The following is an 18,456-nucleotide window of genomic DNA, read 5'->3' on the forward strand; positions in this document are numbered from 1 at the left end:
ATCCCCTCTAACTTCTCTCAAACATCAGTGCTGTGAACACAGAAAAGGCATCGACGCCTGCCAAGGCGGAAAAGCTGCTCGCCGTCAAGGGAATGAACGACATTCTTCCGGGCGAGTCCAGTCGTTGGGAATGGCTGGAGGACAAGGTTCGAACTTTGATGGCGCGTTACGCTTACCGCAACATTCGCACGCCGATTGTCGAACCCACCGCCTTGTTTGTCCGCGGTCTGGGTGAGGTGACAGACATCGTCGAGAAGGAGATGTACTCCTTCGAAGACAGGCTCAATGGCGAGCAGTTGACCCTGCGTCCGGAGTGCACTGCCGGCGTAGTGCGTGCCACGGTGGAGCATTCCATGCTTTACGACGGCGGCAAGCGTCTTTACTACATGGGGCCGATGTTTCGGCATGAACGTCCACAACGCGGACGTTATCGGCAGTTCCACCAGATTGGCGCGGAAGCCCTGGGTTTTCCGGGGGCGGAGATCGATGCGGAGATGATTCTGTTGGCTGACGCGCTCTGGAAGGAAATCGGCTTGACCGATGTGCGCCTGGAGATCAACAGCCTGGGGCAGCCGGAGGAGCGCAAGGCGCACCGTGCGGCCTTGATTGCCTATCTGGAGCAGAACGCGTCGCAACTGGATGAGGAGGCGCGCAGGCGCCTTTACACCAACCCGCTGCGCATTTTGGACACCAAGAATCCAGCCATGCAGGCACTGGTGGAGGGTGCTCCGCGTTTGGTGGACTATCTCGGGGAGGCATCGCTGACACATTTCAATGCGGTCAAGGCCATTCTCGACGCCAACGGCGTGGCCTGGCGCTTCAACCCCCGTCTGGTTCGAGGCATGGACTACTACAACCTGACGGTCTTTGAGTTCATTACAGATCGCCTGGGCTCACAGGGCACCATCTGTGGTGGGGGACGCTACGACTATCTGATCGAACAGATTGGCGGCAAGCCCGCACCGGCGGTGGGCTGGGCGCTCGGCGTGGAGCGGGTGCTGGAGTTGCTGAAAGAGCAAGGACTGGACAGTCCGGTACCAGTACCGGATGTGTATGCCATCATCCCAGAGGCATCTGCCTTGCCGATTGCCATCAAGACCCTGCAACAGTTGCGCGCCCTCGGGGTGCGTGCCCAGATGCACAGCCCCACGGGCGCGGCTGATGGCATGGGCAGTATGAAATCCCAGTTCAAGAAGGCCGATGCCAGTGCGGCTGCATTTGCGCTGGTGTTCGGTGCCGACGAGCTGCTGCGGGGGACTGTCCTCGTCAAGGCCTTGCGTGACGGCAGCGGTCAGCAAGTCGAACAATCCCTGCAGGACGTGGCATCCTGGGCGGGCCACCTACAATCCCAGCGTTAATTCCATCTCAAGCCATGGCAAACCATCTCGACCTCGAAGAACAAGAACAGATAGACCAGCTCAAGCATTTCTGGAACACCTGGGGAACGCTCATCAGCTCTGCGGCGCTGGTGATCGCGCTAGGCCTTGCGGGCTGGAACGGTTACCAGTTCTGGCAGAACCGCCAGGCCGGGCAAGCCGCAGCCCTGCTGGATGCTGTGGATGTGGCGGCAGCCAGTGGCGACATGGGGCGCTTGGAGCAGGCGTTCTCGGATATGCGCAGCAAGTTTGGCGGCACCGCTCAAGCAGGGCTTGCGGGGCTGACTGTGGGTAAGGCCGCATCGTCGGCAGGCAATTCGGCCTTGGCAAAGTCGGCCTTGACCTGGGTGACTGAAAGCGCCAAGGACGACGGTCACAAGGCCATTGCGCGCTTGCGTCTATCGGCCCTGTTGATGGAAGAGAAGGCCTATGACGAGGCACTCAAGCAACTCTCCGTGCCTTTCGCGGCAGAGTACGCCGCGGTGGTGGCGGATCGCAAGGGCGATGTGCTGGTATTGCAAGGAAAGAAGCAGGAGGCCGTGGAGGAGTATTCCCGTGCCTACCAGGCTTTTTCTGAGTCGATGGAATATCGGCGTCTGGTGGAAGTGAAGCTCAATGCATTGGGTGTGCAGGCACAAGGCCTGTCAGCCAAGGGTTCAACGGAGGCATCCAAGTGAACGTATCGCATCGCTCTGTGGTTGTATGGGGGCGGGCATTCCTGGCTCTTGCGCTGGGGGCGTCTGTGGTGGGTTGTTCACTGTGGGGTGGGGGCTCCGACAAACCCAAACCAGCAGATTTGGGGCCGAATGTGCCGGTGTTGGGTGTGCGCCAGGTATGGATGGCCAAACTCGCGCCCGTCCACAACCTGCCTTTGGCGGTTCAGGTTCAGGGATCGCAATTGATCCTGGCTTCCGCCGATGGTGCGGTGGCCGCGTTGGACGCACGGACGGGTGGCGAGGTGTGGCGCGCCAGCCTGGATACGGCACTGTCTGCTGGCGTTGGAAGTGATGGCCGCTGGTCTGCAGTGGTTTCTCGTGACAACGAACTCATCGTTCTGGATTCCGGACGAGAGGCATGGCGCAAGAGCCTTGGCTTCCAGGTTTTCACTGCGCCCCTGGTGGCAGGGGCCCGGGTCTTTGTGCTCGGTTCGGACCGGTCAGTGTCTGCCTTTGACGCCAAGAATGGAGCCAAGCTGTGGAGCCACACCCGCCCAGGTGACCCATTGGTGTTGCGTCAGCAAGGGGTGCTGTTGGCGCAGGGCGATACCTTGGTGGTTGGCCAGTCGGGGCGCTTGGTCGGTATGAACCCAGATACCGGTACGGTGCGGTGGGAGGCACCTATCGCCAGTTCCCGTGGCACGAACGATGTGGAACGCTTGGTAGAGTTGGTGGGGCCCGCCAGCCGGATCGATGCCTCGGTTTGTGTGCGAGCATTCCAAGCCGCTGTAGGTTGCGTCAACACGGCCCGCGGAACGGTGGATTGGGTGCAGAAAGCCAGTTCGGGTCAGGGAGTGCATGGCACAGACCAAGCCCTCTTTGGCACCGAGAGCAATGGCACCGTGGTGGCATGGCGGCGCAACGACGGTAGCCGCATGTGGACCTCCGAGCGTCTGCAACACCGCAAATTGACCGCTCCGCTTGCGTTGGGGCGCTCTGTGGTGGTGGGGGACGATACGGGTTGGGTGCACTTGCTATCGCGCGAAGATGGTGCCCCGCTCAACCGCATGGCGACCGATGGCAGTGCGGTAGTGGCTGCACCTGTGGTTGCGGCCGATACGCTGGTGGTGGTGACCCGCAACGGCGGGGTTTTTGCCTACCGACCGGATTGATGAAGCGAAGCGTGCCATGAAGCCTGTAATCGCCCTCGTGGGGCGGCCGAACGTCGGGAAATCGACCCTCTTCAACCGTTTGACGAAATCTCGTGACGCCATCGTTGCGGATTTCGCTGGGCTGACCCGCGACCGACATTACGGTAACGGTCGGCAAGGAAAGCACGAGTACATCGTCATCGACACCGGCGGGTTTGAACCCGATGCGTCCAGCGGTATCTACCGCGAGATGGCCAGGCAGACCCAGCAGGCGGTGGCGGAGGCCGATGTGGTGCTATTTGTAGTCGACGCCAGAGCGGGTGTTTCGGCGCAGGACCATGACATCGCCAATTACCTGCGGCGTTTGAGCAAGCCGTGCGTCTTGGTGGCGAACAAGGCGGAGGGGATGCAGGAGGGCGCGCAACTCAGCGAGTTTTACGAGTTGGGCTTGGGTGAGGTCCACGGCATCTCTGCTGCGCACGGCCAGGGTATCCGCAGCCTGGTGGAGATGGCACTGGGTTTGTTGCATTTGCCAGAGCCCGAGGAAGAGGATCTTTCGTCGGACAAGTCCACCATACGGCTGGCGGTGGCCGGCCGTCCCAATGTCGGCAAATCCACCTTGATCAACACCTGGCTCGGCGAAGAGCGCTTGGTGGCATTCGACTTGCCTGGCACCACCAGGGATGCTATTACTGTCCCCTTTGAACGCAATGGCCAGCGCTTTGAGTTGGTGGATACCGCAGGTCTGCGACGCAAGGGCCGTGTTTTTGAGGCGATCGAGAAATTTTCTGTCGTCAAAACCTTGCAGGCCATTGAGTCCGCGCATGTGGTGGTGCTGTTGTTGGATGCGACACAGGGCGTGACAGATCAGGATGCGCATATTGCAGGCTACATCTTGGAGAGTGGCCGTGCCGTGGTGCTGGCGGTGAACAAGTGGGATGCGGTGGACGATTACCAGCGCCAGCTATTGGAGCGTTCCATCGAAACGAGGCTTGCCTTTCTGCGCTTTGCTTCCATGCATTTCATTTCGGCGAAAAAGCGCCAGGGCCTGGGGCCCCTGTGGGCGTCGATCATTCAGGCGTACAAGGCTGCCACCTGCAAAATGCCCACACCAGTGCTGACCCGGCTGTTGCTGGAAGCGGTGCAGTTCCAGAGTCCCAAGCGCTCCGGTATGTTTCGACCTAAGCTGCGCTACGCCCATCAGGGTGGCATGAATCCACCAGTGATCGTGATCCATGGCAACTCCTTGGAGCATGTGTCGGACGCCTACAAGCGGTTTTTGGAAGGGCGTTTCCGCAAGGAGTTCGACCTGGTCGGAACCCCTTTGCGCATTGAATTCAAAACTTCCCACAATCCGTACGCGGAGTCATCGGGCTCTTGATGATCCCCTGTGCCCCGAGTGGGGTGTTGTCTGCTTTTCGCGCCGAGGCACCGGGCTGTGGTAAGGTGTCTTCCCAAGAATAACTTTTGAACACGGAGAATATCGTGAGCAATAAAGGCCAACTCCTTCAAGATCCCTTTCTCAATGCCTTGCGCAGAGAGCATGTGCCGGTGTCCATCTATCTGGTCAACGGGATCAAGCTTCAGGGGCAGATCGAGTCTTTCGATCAGTATGTGGTGTTGCTGCGCAACACCGTGACCCAGATGGTCTACAAGCACGCGATCTCTACGATTGTTCCGGGCCGCCCAGTGAGCTTCTCTGTCACTGATACTGCGGATCCAGGCTCTGCACCTGCATGAATGGTCTGATGGCCGACAGCGCGGTCACCCTTGGCATGCGCCCGTACCCATACTGCTGACTTGAGCGATTCCTCTGCAACCCATCGTCGGCCAGCGCCCGTGCTGTTGGTCGGAGTGGACTTCGGGTTTCCCCATTTTGATGGGGAGCTAGAAGAGCTCGCCCTGCTCGCCAAGACCGCAGGGATGGAGCCGGTAGCGCACCTGACATGCAAGCGCAAGGCGCCTGACGCTGCGCTTTTTGTGGGCAGTGGCAAAGCCGATGAGATTCGTATGCTGGCGCAGATGCATGGTGCGAAGGAGGTGCTCTTCGATCAGTCGCTGAGTCCGGCGCAGCAGCGCAATCTCGAAAGGCATTTGGAAATGCCGGTGAATGATCGCACGCTGCTGATTCTTGAAATCTTCGCTCAGCGAGCCCGCAGCCATGAAGGTAAGTTGCAGGTGGAACTCGCGCGCCTGCAATACCTGAGCACACGCTTGGTTCGTCGCTGGTCGCACCTCGAACGCCAAACGGGCGGTGCGGGCGTGCGAGGCGGTCCAGGGGAAAAGCAGATCGAGCTGGATCGGCGGATGATCGACGATGCGATCAAGAGAACCAAAGAGCGCTTGGTCAAGGTGAAGCGCCAGCGTTCGACGCAGAGACGCCAGCGGGAGAGGACAGCGGTCTTCAATGTTTCCTTGGTCGGCTACACCAATGCGGGCAAATCCACGCTGTTCAACGCACTGGTGAAAGCGCGGGCCTATGCGGCAGACCAACTGTTTGCCACCCTGGATACCACCACCCGACAGATGTATCTGGAGGCTGCTGGCTGCTCGGTTTCTCTCTCCGATACGGTGGGTTTCATCCGCGATCTTCCCCATGGGCTTGTGGCCGCATTTCAGGCCACGTTGCAGGAGGCTGTGGATGCTGATCTGTTGCTGCATGTCGTTGATGCGGCCAATCCCCACTACCCCGAGCAGATTCAACAAGTCCAGAAGGTGCTGAGGGAGATTGGTGCAGATGAGATACCGCAGATCCTGGTATTCAATAAACTGGACGCAGTGAATCCTGAAGCGCGCCCTGGTGTGCTCAAGGACAGCTACGATTTGGAGGGAAGACAGGTCGTACGCCTTTTCCTTAGTGCGCGCAATGCACAGGGCCTGGAGGCTCTTCGCACCGAGTTGGCTGAACGGGTGCTGGAAGCGCGCTTGACAACGATGTCCCCAGAACTTGATGCTCCATTGCAGGATACCCCGGATGATTGGGCACAATCGCCGGGCCAACCATGATAGAGAACCTGAGAAACTGCGCATGAACTCTGAACACAACGTCCGCCGCTGGGCCAGCTTGCCTCAGCGCATGCGAGGGATGTTCAACCTCAATGATCCTCGATGGGGCAGGGGTGATGACGATGCGGGTTCGCGTCCCGATTCAACCCGTCCTTCCTCCGAGCAGCCAGGCAATGATCGCGGTGGGCGTGATCCGAAGCAGGGAGGGCAGCCGCCCGACCTGGATGAGCTGTGGCGTGATCTCAATCGCAAGCTATCAGGTCTTTTTGGCGGAAAGAATGGTGGCGGAAGAGGTCCGACCAACAGCGGTGGTGGGGGCTTTCAGCCAGACATGAAGAGCGCTGGTGTGGGCGTTGGGCTTATCGCCGGCGTGGCAGTGTTGATTTGGCTAGGTACCGGCTTCTTTATCGTGCAGGAAGGCCAGCAGGCGGTCATCACCCAGTTTGGCAAATACAAAAGCACGGTAGGTGCCGGTTTCAATTGGCGCCTGCCCTATCCCATCCAGCGCCATGAGCTGGTGTTCGTGACGCAGATCCGTTCTGTGGATGTGGGGCGGGACACCATCATCAAGGCCACGGGCTTGAGGGATTCGGCGATGCTGACCGAAGACGAGAATATCGTCGAAATCAAGTTTGCCGTGCAGTACCGCCTCAGCGACGCTCGGGCGTGGTTGTTTGAGAGCCGCAATCCAGCGGAAGCCGTCGTTCAGGCTGCAGAAACGGCCGTGCGCGAGGTGGTCGGAAAGATGCGTATGGATTCCGCCTTGGCGGATGAGCGCGATCAGATCGCTCCCAGGGTGCGCACCCTTATGCAAACCATTTTGGATCGATACAAGGTGGGTGTGGAGATCGTAGGAATCAACTTGCAGCAGGGAGGCGTGCGACCACCTGAACAGGTGCAAGCCTCTTTTGATGATGTGCTCAAGGCGGGTCAGGAGCGCGAGCGTGCCAAGAATGAGGCGCAGGCATACGCAAATGACGTGATCCCCAGGGCGACAGGTACTGCTGCCCGGCTCAAGGAAGAGGCGGAGGCCTACAAGGCACGTATCGTGGCCCAGGCGCAAGGTGATGCGCAGCGATTCAGTTCCGTGTTGGCGGAGTACCAGAAAGCCCCACAGGTGACCCGCGATCGCATGTATCTCGACACGATGCAGCAGGTGTATTCGAATGTGACCAAGGTGATTGTGGACTCTCGCCAGGGATCCAATCTGTTGTACCTGCCGTTGGACAAAATCATGCAAAGCGTGGCACAGCAGCCTGCTGTGCTTGCGCAAGATGGTTCTGCCTCTGCCGGCGCAGGAATTGCCGCAGGGGCCGTACCTGCGCTCCCAGGAGCGGCATCCAATGACTCCAGGTCTCGCGACCTCAGCCGTTCGCGTGACCGTGAATCCCGTTAGGAGAGCAGTGTGAACAAGGTAGGTTTTTTTGCAACATCGATTCTGGTGGCCTTGGCTTTGCTCAGCTCGATGGTGTTTGTGGTTGACCAGCGCCAGTTCGGCGTGGTGTATGCCCTGGGGCAGATCAAGGAAGTGATTACTGAGCCGGGGCTGAATTTCAAGCTCCCGCCGCCGTTTCAGAATGTGTCCTACATCGACAAGCGGCTGCTGACTCTGGACAGTTCAGACACTGAGCCTGTCTTGACTGCGGAAAAGCAGCGTGTGGTCATCGATTGGTATGTTCGCTGGCGAATCACCGATCCATCGGAGTACATTCGCAACGTGGGTTTGGACGAGAGCGCTGGTGCTTTGCAGCTCAATCGAGTGGTGCGCAATGCTTTTCAGGAAGAAATCAATAAGCGCACTGTCAAAGAGTTGCTGTCCCTCAAGCGGGAAGCTTTGATGGCGGACGTCAAGCGCGAAGTTCTCGAGTCCGTCAAGGGGCAAAAGCCATGGGGTGTGGATGTGGTGGATGTCCGTATCACCCGCGTGGACTACGCTGAAACAATTACCGAGTCGGTGTACCGGCGCATGGAGGCCGAGCGCAAGCGAGTGGCCAACGAGTTGCGCTCTACCGGTGCAGCGGAAGGGGAAAAGATTCGCGCGGATGCGGATCGTCAGCGAGAAATCACCATTGCCAATGCCTACCGCGATGCCCAAAAAGTGAAGGGGGAGGGCGATGCAGAGGCAGCCAAACTATATGCAGATGCCTTCGGCAAAGATCCTCAGTTTGCCCAGTTCTATCGCAGCTTAGATGCCTACAAGGCCAGTCTGAGCAAAAAAGGTGATGTCATGGTGCTTGATCCCTCGACCACGGATTTCTTCAAGGCTTACCGAGGGGCTGGCGCAGGAAGCCAGGCCAATCGTTGAGCGTGGGTGTGCCTGAGTCTATCCAGTGGGTAGATTCGCTCTGGATCGCGCTTGCACTCTTCTTCGTGCTGGAGGGATTGCTGCCATTTGCATCGCCCTCGCGGTGGCGACAGTGGTTTTTGCAAGTGATGCAGATGCGTGATGGGCAGATTCGTTTCTTCGGCCTTGTGAGCATCCTGATGGGGTTGGCCATTCTGTTGCTTCTCTAGTGCTTGTGAAATGTGACCGTTTTTTGCTGCTTGGTGCGCAGCCGGTAGAATTGCGGTTTTAACAGCCACCCTTTCTTTCATGTCTGCCTGGCTCCTGCCGGATCACATTGCCGATGTTTTGCCTTCTGAGGCACGGAACATCGAAGAACTGCGCCGTAGCCTGCTTGATACGGCGCGCAGTTTTGGTTATGAATTGGTGATGCCTCCTTTGCTGGAGCACCTGGAGTCGTTGCTGACGGGTGCCGGCGAAGCGCTTGATTTGCAGACCTTCAAGCTTGTCGATCAGATTTCGGGTCGCATGATGGGTCTGAGGGCAGATACGACGCAGCAGGTTGCACGCATTGATGCACACTTGCTGAACCGACGAGGAGTCACTCGCCTGTGTTACTGCGGTCCTGTGCTGCACACTTGGCCCGATCGTCCCCATGCAACACGCGAGCCATTGCAGTTTGGTGCTGAGATCTACGGTCACACGGGCCCTGAGGCTGATCTGGAGGCACTGGACTTGTCCCGCGCCTGCCTGAACGTCGCTGGGGTTCGGAACATTACGGTGGACTTGGCAGATGTGCGGATTCTTCGCGCTTTGCTGGAAGGCGTTACGGTGGATCAGGACACCCTGCGCAGCGTGTTCGCGGCGCTGGCCGCCAAAGACTCCAGCGAATTGGCCTCGGTCACTCGGGAGTTTCCGGCCCATGCCCGGGAGGGGTTGCTGGCGTTGGTGCAACTGTATGGCGATATCTCCGTGTTGGATGAGGCGTCGTCTTGTCTGCGGTATGTGCCAGGTATTTCTGCGCTGCTGGCTGGATTGCGGTGGTTGGCGGATCGTATCGATGGTTGTGACGTCCGATTTGATTTGTCGGATTTGCGTGGCTACGCTTACTACAGTGGTGCTCGGTTTGGTATCTATGCCGATAGCGCCAGTGATGCACTGGTTCGTGGTGGCCGTTATGACCAGGTGGGGGCTGTGTTTGGACGTGACCGCCCGGCCGCAGGCTTCAGTCTAGACGTCAAGCAATTGGCCATGGTGACCCCAGTGCGACCGCTCAAACCTGCCATCCGCGCGCCTTGGGGTGATGCGGCAGACCTGCGACGGGTTATTTCCGACCTCAGGGCCCAAGGTGAGACGGTGGTCTGTGTGATGCCGGGCCATGAAAGTGAAGTCCAAGAGTTCCAATGTGACCGAGAGCTGATCATGGTTCAGAACCAATGGTCAGTACGTTCCATTGTTTAAAGCGTATCGAAATCGAAACTGGGTTGGAAATGAACACAAGCAAAGGTCGCAACGTTGTCGTGGTTGGTACCCAATGGGGCGACGAAGGCAAGGGCAAGTTGGTGGATTGGTTGACCGAAAGCGCCCAAGGTGTGGTGCGCTTCCAGGGTGGGCACAATGCCGGGCACACCCTCGTCATCAATGGTGTGAAGACAGCACTGCACTTGATCCCCAGTGGCATCATGCGCCCAGGAGTCAAGTGCTACATCGGCAATGGGGTGGTGCTTTCCGCTGCCAAGCTGTTCGAGGAGATTGAGGGGCTGGAGCGTGCTGGCGTGGATGTTCGCTCGCGCCTGCGAGTGAGTGAAGCATGCCCATTGATCTTGCCGTTCCATGCCGCCCTGGATGTCGCGCGCGAGGCAGCACGTGAAAAAGGCGGTACCGAGAAGATCGGTACCACAGGTCGTGGTATCGGTCCTGCCTATGAAGACAAAATCGCCCGCCGTGCGTTGCGTGTACAGGATCTTAAGGATCCGCAGCGCTTTGCGTCCAAGCTTCGCGAACTGCTCGCCTTGCACAACCATGTGCTGACTAGCTTTCTCAATTCGGCACAGTTCGATTTCGGGCCTGTGTTGTCACCGTATATCCAAAACGGCCAAGTGCAGTTCGAGCCTGTGTTTGAGGAGGCCGTGCGTCACGCAGAGCAACTCAAACCGATGATGGCAGATGTATCCCGGGAGTTGAACGAAGGCCACCTCCAAGGGCAAAACCTTCTTTTCGAAGGCGCGCAGGGTACCTTGCTCGATGTGGATCATGGCACCTATCCCTACGTCACATCCAGCAACTGTGTTGCCGGTAACGCGGCCGCAGGCGCCGGTGTGGGGCCTGGCATGTTGCATTACATCTTGGGCATCACCAAAGCGTATTGCACCAGGGTTGGTGGAGGACCTTTCCCTACAGAACTTGATTGGGAAACACCCGGTACGCCTGGCTATCACATGAGTACGGTAGGGGCAGAAAAAGGGGTTACCACTGGGCGCAGCCGTCGATGCGGCTGGTTTGACGCCGCTTTGCTCAAACGAAGTGCTCAGGTCAATGGCCTCACGGGTCTCTGCATTACCAAGCTAGACGTACTAGACGGCCTCAAGGAACTTCAGCTCTGCACGGGCTACATGCTCGATGGCGAACGGATTGATCTGTTGCCTATGGGCGCCGACGAGATTGCCCGGTGTACACCCATCTACGAAACGATGGAGGGGTGGAGTGATTCCACCGTGGGGATCACTGAGTACGGCAAGCTACCTGCAAATGCACGTTTGTACCTGCAACGCATTGAAAGGGTCACTGGTGTACCTGTGGCACTGATCTCGACCAGTCCTGATCGGGACCATACCATTGTGATGCAACATCCTTACATGCCTTAATGGCTTGAAAGCGCCAAAAATAAAGCGTCAATAGCTATTAAAATAGGAGCAAATATGTTGACTGAAGACGGTAAGCATCTATACGTCAGCTATGACGAGTACCACAGCCTGATCGAAAAACTCGCACTGAGGGTTCATCAATCGGGCTGGCAGTTCGACACCATTCTGTGTCTCGCGCGCGGAGGGATGCGCCCTGGCGATATTTTGAGCCGCATCTTTGATAAGCCTCTGGCCATCATGTCTACCAGCTCCTACCGGGCGGAGGCGGGAACGGTTCAAGGTCATCTTGACATTGCACGTTTTATCACCACCCCCAAAGGGGAAATTGCTGGTCGCGTGCTTCTGGTTGACGATCTTGCCGACAGCGGACACACCTTGCATGCTGTGATCAACATGCTCAAGACCAACTATGCGCCCATCACTGAGCTGCGCAGTGCGGTCATCTGGACCAAGGCGGTGTCTTCGTTCACTCCAGACTATTCCGTGGAGTTCCTCTCCACCAACCCGTGGATACATCAGCCCTTTGAAACCTACGACAACCTCAGCCCTGAGAAATTGCTGGAGAAGTGGAAGGTCTGACTTGGGCGGCTCGTGACGCGTGCTACAATTCGCCTCCTTGCTTGTCGTTGATTGGTTGGAACAGCTGCAAAAATAAAAATTTTTTGCAAAAGTCAGAGAAAACCGATGTACAATGCAAGGCTTCGCTGAACAGAAGGTTGCTGCTTGCGGTGGTTCTGGTTGGTGGGGGTGCTGAAGAGACGAAAGACCTTCAGTGTTGACGGGAAATAAAAAATCCTGTTATAATTTGAGGCTCTGCTGATCGCAGCGGGGTTTGCAAAGAGAGAGATACTTTTTGCGGTGTACGTTAAAAACATACAGCCGATAAGCGTGGGCGTTTGAGGCGAGTGACCAAGTTCGAAAGAACAAAAGTCGCAAGACTGAAACGCTCATGGAAATAGAAGTGAAGTTCACTTCAATTCCGTTTTTATGAGTAATAGCCGAAAGGCTTTAAATTTTAAGATCGAACTGAAGAGTTTGATCCTGGCTCAGATTGAACGCTGGCGGCATGCCTTACACATGCAAGTCGAACGGTAACAGGTCTTCGGATGCTGACGAGTGGCGAACGGGTGAGTAATACATCGGAACGTGCCCGATCGTGGGGGATAACGCAGCGAAAGCTGTGCTAATACCGCATACGATCTACGGATGAAAGCGGGGGATCGCAAGACCTCGCGCGGACGGAGCGGCCGATGGCAGATTAGGTAGTTGGTGGGATAAAAGCTTACCAAGCCGACGATCTGTAGCTGGTCTGAGAGGACGACCAGCCACACTGGGACTGAGACACGGCCCAGACTCCTACGGGAGGCAGCAGTGGGGAATTTTGGACAATGGGCGCAAGCCTGATCCAGCCATGCCGCGTGCAGGATGAAGGCCTTCGGGTTGTAAACTGCTTTTGTACGGAACGAAAAAGCTCTCTCTAATACAGGGGGTGAATGACGGTACCGTAAGAATAAGCACCGGCTAACTACGTGCCAGCAGCCGCGGTAATACGTAGGGTGCAAGCGTTAATCGGAATTACTGGGCGTAAAGCGTGCGCAGGCGGTTATGTAAGACAGAGGTGAAATCCCCGGGCTCAACCTGGGAACTGCCTTTGTGACTGCATAGCTGGAGTGCGGCAGAGGGGGATGGAATTCCGCGTGTAGCAGTGAAATGCGTAGATATGCGGAGGAACACCGATGGCGAAGGCAATCCCCTGGGCCTGCACTGACGCTCATGCACGAAAGCGTGGGGAGCAAACAGGATTAGATACCCTGGTAGTCCACGCCCTAAACGATGTCAACTGGTTGTTGGGTCTTCACTGACTCAGTAACGAAGCTAACGCGTGAAGTTGACCGCCTGGGGAGTACGGCCGCAAGGTTAAAACTCAAAGGAATTGACGGGGACCCGCACAAGCGGTGGATGATGTGGTTTAATTCGATGCAACGCGAAAAACCTTACCCACCTTTGACATGTACGGAATCCTTTAGAGATAGAGGAGTGCTCGAAAGAGAGCCGTAACACAGGTGCTGCATGGCTGTCGTCAGCTCGTGTCGTGAGATGTTGGGTTAAGTCCCGCAACGAGCGCAACCCTTGCCATTAGTTGCTACGAAAGGGCACTCTAATGGGACTGCCGGTGACAAACCGGAGGAAGGTGGGGATGACGTCAAGTCCTCATGGCCCTTATAGGTGGGGCTACACACGTCATACAATGGCTGGTACAAAGGGTTGCCAACCCGCGAGGGGGAGCCAATCCCACAAAGCCAGTCGTAGTCCGGATCGCAGTCTGCAACTCGACTGCGTGAAGTCGGAATCGCTAGTAATCGTGGATCAGAATGTCACGGTGAATACGTTCCCGGGTCTTGTACACACCGCCCGTCACACCATGGGAGCGGGTTCTGCCAGAAGTAGGTAGCCTAACCGTAAGGAGGGCGCTTACCACGGCAGGGTTCGTGACTGGGGTGAAGTCGTAACAAGGTAGCCGTATCGGAAGGTGCGGCTGGATCACCTCCTTTCTGGAAAACTGTCACACAAATTGAACGCCCACACTTATCGGTTGTTGGAAGAAGTCGCTGCGAAGGCGGGAAACTGCCCTGAGGCGGTGGCCGGCTTGGGTCTGTAGCTCAGTTGGTTAGAGCACCGTCTTGATAAGGCGGGGGTCGTTGGTTCGAGACCAACCAGACCCACCAAGTGCGGTGCCATGCGAAGCGACACGACAATGCGATTCCTGGGGGATTAGCTCAGCTGGGAGAGCACCTGCTTTGCAAGCAGGGGGTCGTCGGTTCGATCCCGTCATCCTCCACCAACCCAAAAAAATGCTTCAACACCAAAGCGGCTTTGCAAAAGGCTGCTTTGTTGTTGATCGAGATAGAGCGATCAAACGGCTGTTCTTTAAAAATTCATAGAGTCGAATCAGCGTTGCCGGCGGAAAGCAGGAAACTGCACCGTGCCGCCGGTGACAAAAATTTGATTGCGTCAAAACGAACGAACTTTGTTTGTTCAAGTAATGACGAATAGTTCTCCAGGTAGAAATACCGAAGAAAGATTCACATTACGGCATAACGCGCGAGGTGAAAGACCTCGCAAGTCAAGACAGATGGCGGAGATGTTTCGAAAGAGACGTCAAAGTTATAGGGTCAAGTGACTAAGAGCATGTGGTGGATGCCTTGGCGATGATAGGCGACGAAAGACGTGATAGCCTGCGAAAAGCTTCGGGGAGCTGGCAAATAAGCTTTGATCCGGAGGTATCTGAATGGGGAAACCCACCTAGCGATAGGTATCGTTGACTGAATACATAGGTCAACGAAGCGAACCGGGTGAACTGAAACATCTCAGTAGCTCGAGGAAAAGACATCAACCGAGATTCCGAAAGTAGTGGCGAGCGAAATTGGAAAAGCCTTGCAGTGATAGCGCGCTGGTTAGCAAAACGGGATGGAAAGCCCGGCCATAGCAGGTGATAGCCCTGTATGCGAAAGCCAACGTGTGGTACTAGGCTGCAGACAAGTAGGGCGGGGCACGAGAAACCCTGTCTGAACATGGGGGGACCATCCTCCAAGGCTAAATACTCATCATCGACCGATAGTGAACCAGTACCGTGAGGGAAAGGCGAAAAGAACCCCGGGAGGGGAGTGAAATAGATCCTGAAACCGCATGCTTACAAAAAGTAGGAGCCCGCAAGGGTGACTGCGTACCTTTTGTATAATGGGTCAGCGACTTACATTCAGTGGCAAGGTTAACCGAATAGGGAAGCCGTAGAGAAATCGAGTCCGAATAGGGCGAATTTAGTCGCTGGGTGTAGACCCGAAACCAAGTGATCTACCCATGGCCAGGATGAAGGTGCCGTAACAGGTACTGGAGGTCCGAACCGACTAGTGTTGCAAAACTAGCGGATGAGCTGTGGATAGGGGCGAAAGGCTAAACAAACTTGGAAATAGCTGGTTCTCTCCGAAAACTATTTAGGTAGTGCCTCAAGTATTACCGTCGGGGGTAGAGCACTGTTTAGGCTAGGGGGTCATGGCGACTTACCAAACCTATGCAAACTCCGAATACCGATGAGTACAGCTTGGGAGACAGAGCACCGGGTGCTAACGTCCGGACTCAAGAGGGAAACAACCCAGACCGCCAGCTAAGGTCCCTAAAATTGGCTAAGTGGGAAACGAAGTGGGAAGGCTAAAACAGTCAGGATGTTGGCTTAGAAGCAGCCATCATTTAAAGAAAGCGTAATAGCTCACTGATCGAGTCGTCCTGCGCGGAAGATGTAACGGGGCTAAGCCAGTTACCGAAGCTGCGGATGCACAGTTTACTGTGCGTGGTAGGAGAGCGTTCTGTAGGCCTGTGAAGGTGTGTTGTAAAGCATGCTGGAGGTATCAGAAGTGCGAATGCTGACATGAGTAGCGTTAAAGGGGGTGAAAAGCCCCCTCGCCGTAAGCGCAAGGTTTCCTACGCAACGTTCATCGGCGTAGGGTGAGTCGGCCCCTAAGGTGAGGCAGAGATGCGTAGCTGATGGGAAACAGGTCAATATTCCTGTACCGATGTGTAGTGCGATGTGGGGACGGAGAAGGTTAGCTCAGCCAACTGTTGGACATGTTGGTTCAAGCCTGTAGTCGTGCCTGGTAGGCAAATCCGCCGGGCTAAGATGAGGGGTGATAACGAGGAAGCTTGCTTCCGAAGTGAGTGATACCCTGCTTCCAGGAAAAGCCACTAAGCTTCAGCTGCACACGACCGTACCGCAAACCGACACTGGTGCGCGAGATGAGTATTCTAAGGCGCTTGAGAGAACTGCGGAGAAGGAACTCGGCAAATTGATACCGTAACTTCGGGAGAAGGTATGCCCTAAGTAAGTGAAGTTGTACAAATGGAGCTGAACAGGGTTGCAAAAAATCGGTGGCTGCGACTGTTTAATAAAAACACAGCACTCTGCAAACACGAAAGTGGACGTATAGGGTGTGACGCCTGCCCGGTGCTGGAAGATTAAATGATGGGGTGCAAGCTCTTGATTGAAGTCCCAGTAAACGGCGGCCGTAACTATAACGGTCCTAAGGTAGCGAAATTCCTTGTCGGGTAAGTTCCGACCTGCACGAATGGCGTAACGATGGCCACACTGTCTCCTCCGCAGACTCAGCGAAGTTGAAATGTTTGTGATGATGCAATCTCCCCGCGGAAAGACGGAAAGACCCCATGAACCTTTACTGTAGCTTTGTATTGGACTTTGAACGGATCTGTGTAGGATAGGTGGGAGGCTTTGAAGTGAGGTCGCTAGATCTCATGGAGCCAACGTTGAAATACCACCCTGGTGCGTTTGAGGTTCTAACCTGGGTCCCTTATCGGGATCGGGGACAGTGCATGGTAGGCAGTTTGACTGGGGCGGTCTCCTCCCAAAGCGTAACGGAGGAGTTCGAAGGTACGCTAGGTACGGTCGGACATCGTGCTAATAGTGCAATGGCATAAGCGTGCTTAACTGCGAGACTGACAAGTCGAGCAGATGCGAAAGCAGGACATAGTGATCCGGTGGTTCTGTATGGAAGGGCCATCGCTCAACGGATAAAAGGTACTCTGGGGATAACAGGCTGATACCGCCCAAGAGTTCATATCGACGGCGGTGTTTGGCACCTCGATGTCGGCTCATCTCATCCTGGGGCTGTAGCCGGTCCCAAGGGTATGGCTGTTCGCCATTTAAAGAGGTACGTGAGCTGGGTTTAAAACGTCGTGAGACAGTTTGGTCCCTATCTTCCGTGGGCGCTGCAGATTTGAGGAAGCCTGCTCCTAGTACGAGAGGACCGGAGTGGACACACCTCTGGTGTACCTGTTGTCACGCCAGTGGCATCGCAGGGTAGCTAAGTGTGGAAGAGATAACCGCTGAAAGCATCTAAGCGGGAAACTCGTTCCAAGATGAGATCTGCCGGGGGCTCGACCCCCCTGAAGGGTCGTTCTAGACCAGGACGTTGATAGGCTGGGTGTGCAAGAGCAGCAATGCTTTGAGCTAACCAGTACTAATTGCCCGTGCGGCTTGACCCTATAACTTTGACTTAACCGTCAATCTGTTATGCCAAGCACGCAATCAAATTCAATCTGACAAGACTCTATGAATTCGCCAGCCAGACCAACCATCTGGCCAGCAACAAGTTATGCCTGACGACCATAGCAAGTTGGTACCACTCCTTCCCATCCCGAACAGGACAGTGAAACGACTTTGCGCCAATGATAGTGCGGATCCCCGTGTGAAAGTAGGTCATCGTCAGGCTCCTATTCCAGCCCAGCAGCGCCCCGCACTAATACAGTGCGGGGCGCTTCTGCTTGGGGAAACGATTTCAATTAATGGACAGACGTGGTATGCAATTGCAGGACATCCTATATTCGCAAGGCTTCGGAACGAGGCGTGTATGTTGTGGGCTGATCCAGCAAGGCCATGTGCGTGTATGGCCTGCAGGCTGTCCAGATGTTGACGGCATCGAATGTCTGGATCCGTTGCAATCGTTTGAGCCTTTGGATTTGTGGTTCTCCGTGAATGGTGAGCGCTGGCCGTTCCAGGAGCATGCATACATACTCATGCACAAGCCCACGGGCACAGAGTGCTCGCACAAGCCTGCAGTGCACCCTAGCATTTACACCTTGCTCCCGCCACCACTGCGTCAACGGCCGGGACGCGGAGCGATTTCAGGGGTTCAGGCCGTGGGGCGGCTGGATCAAGACACGACGGGAATGTTGGTGTTGTCGGATGATGGGCAGTTCATCCACAAGACGACCTCACCCAAAAAAAAGGTGCCCAAGGTATACAAGGTCACCACCAAACATGAGATACGCCCAGAGCAGGTCCGGCAATTGGTGGAGGGGGTGTTACTGCATGACGAAAGCGTTCGGATTGCTGCGGCCGAGTGTAAACAGACGGCAAGCCACGTGTTGGAGCTTACGTTGACCCAAGGGAAGTTCCATCAGGTCAAACGAATGGTGGCCGCGGTAGGCAACCGAGTGGAGCAATTGCATCGTTTTCGGATCGGGGTACTGGAACTGCCTGAGGATTTGGGACCGGGTCAATGGCGTTGGTTGCAGGCGGAGGAAATTGACGCACTGACCCAAAGTCCCTGA

The 18,456-nt window shown here is 56.1% G+C and carries 13 protein-coding genes, 2 tRNA genes and 3 rRNA genes; all 18 read left to right on the forward strand.

Annotation, left to right across the window (positions count from 1 at the left end):
• The first annotated feature begins 92 nt into the window (after positions 1–92).
• The 18 genes from hisS to GWK50_RS05865 all read left to right on the forward strand — a co-directional run bounded on the left by hisS (position 93) and on the right by GWK50_RS05865 (position 18,456).
• The gene (hisS, locus tag GWK50_RS05780) at positions 93–1,358 is read left to right on the forward strand and encodes a histidine--tRNA ligase (RefSeq protein WP_242455458.1); all 1,266 of its coding nucleotides are present in this window, start codon (positions 93–95) and stop codon (positions 1,356–1,358) included.
• Between the two features lie 14 nt (positions 1,359–1,372).
• Complete coding sequence (locus GWK50_RS05785; RefSeq protein WP_162015722.1) at positions 1,373–2,053, forward strand: tetratricopeptide repeat protein; 681 nt, start codon at positions 1,373–1,375, stop codon at positions 2,051–2,053.
• Complete coding sequence (gene bamB / locus GWK50_RS05790; protein ID WP_162015723.1) at positions 2,050–3,204, forward strand: outer membrane protein assembly factor BamB; 1,155 nt, start codon at positions 2,050–2,052, stop codon at positions 3,202–3,204. Before GWK50_RS05785 ends, bamB begins: the two co-directional genes overlap by 4 nt.
• Positions 3,205–3,220: 16 nt before the next feature.
• Entirely contained in the window at positions 3,221–4,564 is a 1,344-nt protein-coding gene (gene der / locus GWK50_RS05795) for a ribosome biogenesis GTPase Der (protein ID WP_162015724.1), read from the forward strand.
• Positions 4,565–4,668: 104 nt separating this feature from the next.
• The gene (gene hfq, locus GWK50_RS05800) at positions 4,669–4,923 is read left to right on the forward strand and encodes an RNA chaperone Hfq (protein ID WP_242455304.1); all 255 of its coding nucleotides are present in this window, start codon (positions 4,669–4,671) and stop codon (positions 4,921–4,923) included.
• Positions 4,924–5,022: 99 nt separating this feature from the next.
• Positions 5,023–6,189 (forward strand): GTPase HflX, encoded by a 1,167-nt coding sequence (gene hflX, locus GWK50_RS05805; RefSeq protein WP_162018031.1) that lies wholly within the window; start codon positions 5,023–5,025, stop codon positions 6,187–6,189.
• A 22-nt stretch (positions 6,190–6,211) separates the two neighbouring features.
• Positions 6,212–7,585, forward strand: coding sequence for an FtsH protease activity modulator HflK (hflK, locus tag GWK50_RS05810; RefSeq protein WP_162015726.1), 1,374 nt, complete (start codon positions 6,212–6,214; stop codon positions 7,583–7,585).
• 9 nt (positions 7,586–7,594) lie between these two features.
• Positions 7,595–8,494 (forward strand): protease modulator HflC, encoded by a 900-nt coding sequence (gene hflC / locus GWK50_RS05815; protein WP_162015727.1) that lies wholly within the window; start codon positions 7,595–7,597, stop codon positions 8,492–8,494.
• A gap of 8 nt (positions 8,495–8,502) precedes the next feature.
• Positions 8,503–8,703 carry a DUF2065 domain-containing protein gene (locus GWK50_RS05820; RefSeq protein WP_242455305.1) on the forward strand — a complete coding sequence of 67 codons (201 nt, stop codon included), beginning with the start codon at positions 8,503–8,505 and terminating at the stop codon, positions 8,701–8,703.
• A 79-nt stretch (positions 8,704–8,782) separates the two neighbouring features.
• The gene (locus tag GWK50_RS05825) at positions 8,783–9,934 is read left to right on the forward strand and encodes an ATP phosphoribosyltransferase regulatory subunit (protein WP_162015728.1); all 1,152 of its coding nucleotides are present in this window, start codon (positions 8,783–8,785) and stop codon (positions 9,932–9,934) included.
• 29 nt (positions 9,935–9,963) lie between these two features.
• On the forward strand, positions 9,964–11,337 hold the full coding sequence (locus GWK50_RS05830; RefSeq protein ID WP_162015729.1) for an adenylosuccinate synthase: 1,374 nt from the start codon (positions 9,964–9,966) through the stop codon (positions 11,335–11,337).
• Between the two features lie 54 nt (positions 11,338–11,391).
• A complete protein-coding gene (locus GWK50_RS05835) occupies positions 11,392–11,916 on the forward strand; it encodes a phosphoribosyltransferase (protein WP_162015730.1) in 525 nt (174 codons plus the stop codon).
• 444 nt (positions 11,917–12,360) lie between these two features.
• Positions 12,361–13,889, forward strand: a 16S ribosomal RNA gene (locus tag GWK50_RS05840).
• A gap of 97 nt (positions 13,890–13,986) precedes the next feature.
• Positions 13,987–14,063, forward strand: a tRNA-Ile gene (locus GWK50_RS05845).
• 40 nt (positions 14,064–14,103) lie between these two features.
• Positions 14,104–14,179, forward strand: a tRNA-Ala gene (locus GWK50_RS05850).
• A gap of 329 nt (positions 14,180–14,508) precedes the next feature.
• Positions 14,509–17,388: ribosomal RNA gene (locus GWK50_RS05855) — 23S ribosomal RNA — on the forward strand.
• A gap of 113 nt (positions 17,389–17,501) precedes the next feature.
• Positions 17,502–17,614 (forward strand): 5S ribosomal RNA (rrf, locus tag GWK50_RS05860).
• The 16S, 23S and 5S rRNA genes sit together here with 2 tRNA genes alongside, the layout of an rRNA operon.
• 89 nt (positions 17,615–17,703) lie before the next feature.
• Entirely contained in the window at positions 17,704–18,456 is a 753-nt protein-coding gene (locus GWK50_RS05865; RefSeq protein WP_162015731.1) for a 16S rRNA pseudouridine(516) synthase, read from the forward strand.

It is taken from the genome of Acidovorax sp. 210-6, assembly GCF_010020825.1.
GTDB classification, from domain to species: Bacteria; Pseudomonadota; Gammaproteobacteria; order Burkholderiales; family Burkholderiaceae_C; genus Simplicispira; species Simplicispira sedimenti.